At 56.6% G+C, this 5,013-nt stretch carries 6 protein-coding genes; 3 read left to right on the top strand and 3 right to left on the bottom strand.

What is annotated here, in order from left to right:
• On the top strand, positions 1 to 360 hold a 360-nt coding region (locus CKW37_RS22135), incomplete at its 5' end, for a dual specificity protein phosphatase family protein (RefSeq protein ID WP_095158400.1).
• A gap of 897 nt (positions 361 to 1,257) precedes the next feature.
• Here CKW37_RS22135 and nhaA read toward each other — a convergent pair.
• The 3 genes from nhaA to CKW37_RS22120 all read right to left on the bottom strand — a co-directional run bounded on the left by nhaA (position 1,258) and on the right by CKW37_RS22120 (position 3,829).
• Positions 1,258 to 2,589 (bottom strand): Na+/H+ antiporter NhaA, encoded by a 1,332-nt coding sequence (gene nhaA / locus CKW37_RS22130; protein WP_095158384.1) that lies wholly within the window; start codon positions 2,587 to 2,589, stop codon positions 1,258 to 1,260.
• 180 nt (positions 2,590 to 2,769) lie between these two features.
• Entirely contained in the window at positions 2,770 to 3,102 is a 333-nt protein-coding gene (locus CKW37_RS33310; protein ID WP_095158399.1) for a hypothetical protein, read from the bottom strand.
• 25 nt (positions 3,103 to 3,127) lie between these two features.
• Complete coding sequence (locus CKW37_RS22120) at positions 3,128 to 3,829, bottom strand: SOS response-associated peptidase (protein WP_095158383.1); 702 nt, start codon at positions 3,827 to 3,829, stop codon at positions 3,128 to 3,130.
• 99 nt (positions 3,830 to 3,928) lie between these two features.
• On the opposite strand from CKW37_RS22120, the gene CKW37_RS22115 reads away from it, so the two are divergent.
• Positions 3,929 to 4,360 (top strand): LexA family transcriptional regulator, encoded by a 432-nt coding sequence (locus CKW37_RS22115; protein ID WP_095158382.1) that lies wholly within the window; start codon positions 3,929 to 3,931, stop codon positions 4,358 to 4,360.
• Positions 4,347 to 5,013: Y-family DNA polymerase (locus CKW37_RS22110; protein WP_143502109.1), on the top strand; the 667-nt coding region annotated here is incomplete at its 3' end. The genes CKW37_RS22115 and CKW37_RS22110, both read left to right, overlap by 14 nt.

The following is a 5,013-nucleotide window of genomic DNA, read 5'->3' as shown; positions in this document are numbered from 1 at the left end:
CTGATGCCAAATGAAGAGCTGCTGCAGAATGAAATCGATCTGCTTCCTGAGGAGTGCCAGTTGCTCGGCCTCGAATGGTTTCACCTGCCGGTAGAGGATGACGAAGCACCTGGTGAGCCCTTTGCTGTCGCATGGGAGGCACATCGTGAGCGCCTGAAGGCGCTGGTGATGAGCGGCGAGTCAATCGCCATTCACTGCAAGGGCGGCTCCGGCCGTACCGGCCTGTTCGCAGCCCGACTGATGATCGAGTGTGGCATTCCCGTACAGGATGCGATTGCACAGGTACAGGCCCTGCGTCCGCGAGCGATCCAGAACCCAGCACACGTTGCCTACATCAATCAGTTTAGCGACACCCTCTGACTATTCGCTTATGGCCGTGCTGCGGAGCCTGCTGGAAGGTTTCCAGCACTGCCGTCTTTTCTGCTGCATTGAATCGATCGCGCTGCTGAGGCGCACCGATATAGCTCAGCAACCCTGTTCCTCATCTGGTGAGACACCTGGTTTCGAGCGATGCGAATGACCGGTCAGATCGAATGCAATTGGGTGGTCACGTCGAATGCAAACAGCTGGTCACCGTCAGTGAGACTCACTGGTCAAGTGGTACGCAATTTCCCAACTCGACGACGTCATGCCCCAGATGCGTTATGACTTCAGTCATCAACCATCGGAGGATGTCGTCATCCTCGACCACCAACACTAGCCCACGCATAGATTCCCCCCACCATTTCCCTATTGGTGTCAGCACATTCACCATTGTTTCCAAGGACTGACAGAAGGAAGGACAGACGGCGCATCAGCGCAAGCTTCCCCACGTTGGAGGATATAGCGATGTCCGGCCGGACGTTCCGGTTAAGCCACCATGCTGAAGTGGAGATTTGACCTGCAAATGACGAGTGGTGACCCGCCGATTGCATTCGACGTGACCTTACCATTCGTGTTCGATATGACCCGCTGCAAGCATGCTAAGGGGCGAAAACGATAATTCACAACCGGCCGCAGACGACCTAAAGCAGACGTTGGCGAGAGGCGGAGATCGGCCAGAGACGGACATTCGCCGCTGCAATCGAGCGCCTTCATCTTGAGGCTGAAAGCTATTTCCAAGTGTTCTCTGAGTGTCAGGCATGTGCACCTGCGGCGAGTCCCTCGACTCGACACTGACCCCGATCGAGAGCACTCACCCTCGCTCTACGTGCAGCAAATCATTACGAGGCGAGATGAAAGGCACTTAAGCCCTAGCAGGCACGCCTCGATTTGTTGTCAGCGTCCGCGAACCCGCCAAGCACCCCAGGCTAGGCCCAATGCAGCGGCTACTATCGAGGCAGACAACACGCCGAGCTTGGCTGCGCCCAATGAGGCCGGATCGGAGAATGCCAAGTTGGCGATGAAGATGGACATAGTGAAGCCGATGCCTGCGAGCAGACCTATCAACGTAATGCTGTTCCAGTTGACTCCGGTCGGTAGTGTGCAAAGACCGATGCGCACCATCAGCCAGCTGACACTGACGATTCCCAGCGGCTTACCAAGCACCAATGCGATTACGACAGCGGTCATTACCCACTGTGGCGCCTGCGTACTTAGGTCTACACCCGCCAGGCTGACGCCGGCATTGGCCAGAGCAAACGCTGGCATGATTCCATAGGCCACCCAAGGATGCAGGGCGCTCTGCACACGAACAACTGGCGGTACCAGCTCTCGCTGAGCCAGTCGCAGATTCTTTAGAGGGCTGATCAGCTCACTGGCATCCTGCTCGGGAGACCGCGCGCGCCCGAGCAACTCCTGGGTGAATCGGGTGACCGCATCGAGCGGTCGTTCTCGCATAGGCATGGTCGCGACCGGCGTCATCAATCCCAATACCACTCCGGCCAGAGTCGGATGTGCACCAGTCATCAATATGCCGACCCAGGTAATCGCACCAGGAACTACATAAACATAGGCCGAACCTACCCCTATCCGCTGTAGCCCCAATACCATCATCAAACCAATCGCAGCGATGCCGAAGCCGCTGTAATCCAGGCCTCCTGAATAGAAAATGGCGATGATTAGGACGGCGATAATGTCGTCAATGATTGCCAAGGCGAGCAGGAACACACGTACGTTCGACGGAATGGATTTACCGAGCAGCGCCAGTACCCCCACGGCGAATGCGATATCGGTGGCCGTCGGCACCGCCCAGCCTTGTTGCTCGGCCGGTGCATGGCCGAAACCGAGGTAAACCATTGCAGGTACCGCCACTCCACCGATTGCCGCTGCCATTGGGAGGGTGGCCTGGCGCAAGCTGGCCAGGGCGCCTTCATGGATTTCACGGCGAATTTCCATACCGACCACGAGGAAGAAGATCGTCATCAGCCCATCGTTTATCCAGAAGTGCAGCGACTGAGTGAATATCAGCGAACCGACGCCAATCGTGATGGGCGTGTGCCATAGAGCTTCATAGGTCGCGGCGGCCGAGGAGTTGGCCCAGATAAGCGCAGCGATAGCGGCGATCAGAAGGACTACACCACTGACGGCTTCAATGTGCAGAAAGCGCTCGAGATTGGCGAAGGCACGCTCCGCAAGCTGTTGGGCACGGGGCAACGTTGTTTTTTGCATAGGCGCAAGAACTCCCGCATGGCGGCCCGACCTGCGTTGTTCTTTTAACCTGCGTCACTGCCCCTGCAGCTAGCACCCGCGAAATAGTCTAACGTACTCGAATGGAGTCAAGGGTAGTTAAACTCCACCATAATTTTCGAGGGTGTACTCAAAGCCTTTTCTTAGTTTCCTGCTCAAGACTTATCGAGCGGCCACGGAGAGCTTGGTCAGTGTTTCGAACCACTGAGCGTAAGGTGTACGGTCTACTCGACGCCTGTTGAAGTCAGGTGCACCATCGGTCCACCAGGCAGGACCGCGCTCTCCCAAAGCCACTTTTGCCTCCTGAACAGACGCCCGGGCTGCGGCCAACTCTTCGACATCATTCGCCGACTTCGCTGCTTTGACCTGACGGCGCGCGGCCATCAAGCTGTTTACCCAGTGTTGCCGCTCTGCCTCCGTTAGTGCCGGGTTCGAGCAACGCCAAAGCACACCATTCACAACGAAGTACCGACCATCTGGCGTCTGGGGATGCATGGCGGTCTCCCGCGGTTCAGTCATCTTAATCTGAAGGAAGACTCAGCGGCTCGATCAGCTGCGAGCCCTGATTGCGAACATTGCCAACCGCTTTTCCGACCTTGTACCAGTGGAAGTCTTCCACTGGGCGGCAGTGCTCAACCGCGATCTGGCGAATGCGTTCTGGAGAGGCCTCCGGGTGTACCCATTCGCGGGCATGCTCGGGCGCGAGCACCAACGGCTTGCGATCATGGATATCCACCATCCCCTCATCACTTGCGGCAGTGATGATGACGAAGCCATCGCGTTCGTCCGGCTCTACCCCACGATGCACTTCGGCCAGACCGGCGAAGAACATCGGGATCCGATCTTTCAAGGTGATGAAGTATGGCTGTTTCCTTTTGGGGTCCAGTGGATCTCGGACCCATTCATACCAGCCATTGGCGGGGGCCAGGATCCGACCGTTGGGCCAAAGCTGTTTGAAAAACTTCCCGGTCATCACGGTTTCGACCCGTGCGTTGATGGGTTCTGGGCGCTTGCCCTTGGCCCAAAAGGGTGACCAACCCCATCGAACCTTGTCGACGCTCAAGCCTTCGTCGGTTGGCCGGATGATTTCAACGCGGGTGGTAGGCGCCACGTTGTAGCGCTCGATGGGCCATAGGTCATAGCCGTTGATCACCAACTGCTCTGAGGCGAGCTCTTTAAGGTAATGGTCCATCGGCTCATAAATTGAGTAACGGCCGCACATGGGTGTCACCTGTCGAAATCTTCTCCTATGAGATTGACCACAAGCAGCCAAGATCGTTAACTGTATATACATACAGTTTTGAATAAAAAGGCCTGCGTCATGAGCTTCAGTATTCTTGGGCAGCTATCAAAAGGTGGCCATCGGCTGCCGCTCTACTCGTTCCAGGTGCCGGCGGGTTTCCCATCGCCTGCCGCTGATCACATTGAAAAGCACATCTCGTTGGATGAGCTGTTCGAGATTCGGGCTCCCCATGTCTACCTAGTGAAGATCGAGGGCGACAGCATGCAAGGGGCCGGTATCTACAGCGGAGACCTGGTGGTGGTCGACCGAAGCCTCTACGCAGAACATGGCGATATCGTGATCGCAGCGCTGAACACCGAGCCCGTATGCAAGCGCCTGCACATGCGTGACAACGTTGTGATCCTGATGTCCGAGAACCCAAAATTCCCACCGCGTCATGTGATGGAAGGTGATGAGTTGGTCATTTGGGGAGTGGTCAAATACAGCGTTCGCGATCATGACAAAGCCTGATTCCGTCTTTGCGCTGATCGACTGCAACAGCTTCTACGCAAGCTGCGAGCGCGTGTTCCGGCCAGATCTCATGAAGACTCCGATTGTAGTCTTGAGCAACAACGATGGCTGCGTGATCGCCCGGTCTTACGATGCCAAGCCCTTTGTCAAAATGGGTCAGCCGTATTTCCAGATCAAGGACCATCTCCGCCGGCACGGCGTGGTTGCTTTCAGCAGTAACTACGCGCTGTATGGCGATATGAGCGAACGCGTGATGGCGACCATTGAATCGATGGTGCCATCACTTGAGGTCTACAGCATCGATGAAGCCTTCGCTGATCTGACGGGCATACCGGGTGACCTGACGGCCTTTGGCCGGAAGCTACGGGCCACGATCTACAAGCATACCGGTCTGCCGGTCGGCGTCGGGATTGCCAGGACAAAAACGCTCGCGAAGCTGGCCAACCATACGGCCAAGCGTCTGCTCGACAAGACTGGTGGCGTAGTCGACCTATGTGATGAGTTCAAGCGCGACTGGACGCTACGCAATACCGACGTGGCAGAAGTCTGGGGTGTCGGCAAACGTATGAAGGCGCATCTGGAACTGATGGGCATCAAGACGGCCATGGACCTTGCAAAAGCTGATCCCTGGACCCTGCGTCAGAGATTCAGTG

Origin of the sequence: Pseudomonas sp. Irchel 3E13 (assembly GCF_900187455.1) — a bacterium.
Classification (GTDB): Bacteria; Pseudomonadota; Gammaproteobacteria; order Pseudomonadales; family Pseudomonadaceae; genus Aquipseudomonas.
The sequence above is the reverse complement of the archived record's forward strand: the minus strand, read 5'-3'. Positions and strand labels throughout refer to the sequence as shown.

Excerpts from the sequence above, each read along its gene's own strand:
- nhaA (WP_095158384.1), bottom strand. The coding sequence starts at position 2,589 with ATGCAAAAAACAACGTTGCCCCGTGCCCAACAGCTTGCGGAGCGTGCC.
- CKW37_RS33310 (WP_095158399.1), bottom strand. The coding sequence starts at position 3,102 with ATGCATCCCCAGACGCCAGATGGTCGGTACTTCGTTGTGAATGGTGTG.
- CKW37_RS22120 (WP_095158383.1), bottom strand. The coding sequence starts at position 3,829 with ATGTGCGGCCGTTACTCAATTTATGAGCCGATGGACCATTACCTTAAA.
- CKW37_RS22115 (WP_095158382.1), top strand. The coding sequence starts at position 3,929 with ATGAGCTTCAGTATTCTTGGGCAGCTATCAAAAGGTGGCCATCGGCTG.